Source organism: Candidatus Aquicultor secundus (assembly GCF_002791875.1).
GTDB classification, from domain to species: domain Bacteria; phylum Actinomycetota; class Aquicultoria; order Aquicultorales; family Aquicultoraceae; genus Aquicultor_A; species Aquicultor_A secundus.
Genome location: NZ_PFNG01000148.1, coordinates 1 through 1402 on the forward strand (window position 1 = coordinate 1; position 1402 = coordinate 1402).

General features: G+C 49.3%; 2 protein-coding genes. Both read left to right on the forward strand.

The annotated features are described in order from the left end of the window. Window positions 1-163: 163 nt before the first annotated feature. Window positions 164-793 (forward strand): flagellar brake protein, encoded by a 630-nt coding sequence (locus tag COY37_RS06085; RefSeq protein WP_286678266.1) that lies wholly within the window; start codon window positions 164-166, stop codon window positions 791-793. A gap of 56 nt (window positions 794-849) precedes the next feature. After that, window positions 850-1402: DEAD/DEAH box helicase family protein (locus tag COY37_RS06090; protein WP_286976755.1), on the forward strand; the 553-nt coding region annotated here is incomplete at its 3' end.

Sequence of the window (1402 nt, forward strand, 5' to 3'; positions counted from 1 at the left end):
TGGTTATCTTAAGCGCTAGTTATAAGCTGCCGATACTCATCGTATGTCTGATGAACAAACCTCAACCATAGATGAAATATGACCGGATTTTGTAGAGCTTGCTAAGCCCGGTGTAACCGTTAGGCTTGAGAACAAAAATACAGCTGCGCTCTATAGATTTGTTTTGGTCTTACAAGACAAGACGATTATTTGCAAGGCGGTCGAGCGCCCGCTCATCCACGGATGTGAGGTCGGGGGTATACTAACCGTTATCCGTCCGACCAGCGACGGAAGTTGCGCCATGTCCGTCAAGGTTGTGGCCATCGGCGATAAGGCCGAGATAGTTGCCATTATGCCGATTGGTAAACCGCAGCGGATACAACGTAGAGTTTTTCCAAGAATCAGGACGGACGGCGGTATTCAGGTCAGGCTCCAATTTGACAACCAGGTCAACCGCTATAAAGGCTTAAAGATTTACGATGTCAGCGGTGGCGGCATCGGTGTAACGATATACTCAAGAAATCCCATTGAGGCCGGGCACAGCGCGCGGCTTGAGATCGAGCTAAACTCGATAAAGAGCAACAAAATCAAGGCATGCGGCGAAATCGTCCACTGTAGCTCAAAAGGCTCTGGCTCAAGCGAGTACCTTCTTGGGATCAAGTTTACAGAGATCGATCAGAGAGACCAGCACAAGATCGTCGAGTTTGTCGCCGAGGAGCAACGACGCCAGGATGAGCAAGACCAACACCAGAAACACCTCGATGAACAGAAGGCAAGTAAACCGCAGCAGGAAGAAACGGCTAAACCAAATTAACACGCTATCCATTGCCGAGTGCAAACCCCCCGTAAATCCCGTAAAATGAATGCATAATGAATGGATTTAAGGCTGAAGCTCCCTACGAACCAAAGGGAGACCAGCCCAACGCAATCAAAAAGCTGGTCGAAGGCGTCACTGCGGGCATGGATTACCAGACCCTTCTCGGCGTTACCGGCTCGGGCAAGACCTACACGATGGCGAAGGTGATCGAGAATATCGGGAGGCCGTCGCTCATCATCGCCCCTAATAAAACGCTCGCTGCCCAGTTGTGCAACGAGTTCAAGTACTTCTTCCCAAACAACGCGGTCGAGTATTTTGTGAGCTACTACGATTACTATCAACCCGAGGCGTATATCCCGCATACCGACACCTACATCGAGAAAGATTCCTCAATCAACGAAGAGATAGATAAGCTGCGTCACGCCGCAACAAGCTCGCTGTTCGCTCGACGCGATGTTATTATCGTCGCATCCGTCTCATGCATTTACGGCTTGGGTTCCCCTGAGGATTACCAGTCAACTACTGTTTTTCTAAATGTTGGTGAAGACTACAACCTCGATGATATCCTCAAGAAACTGGTAAAAATCAAATACCAGCGAAACGACA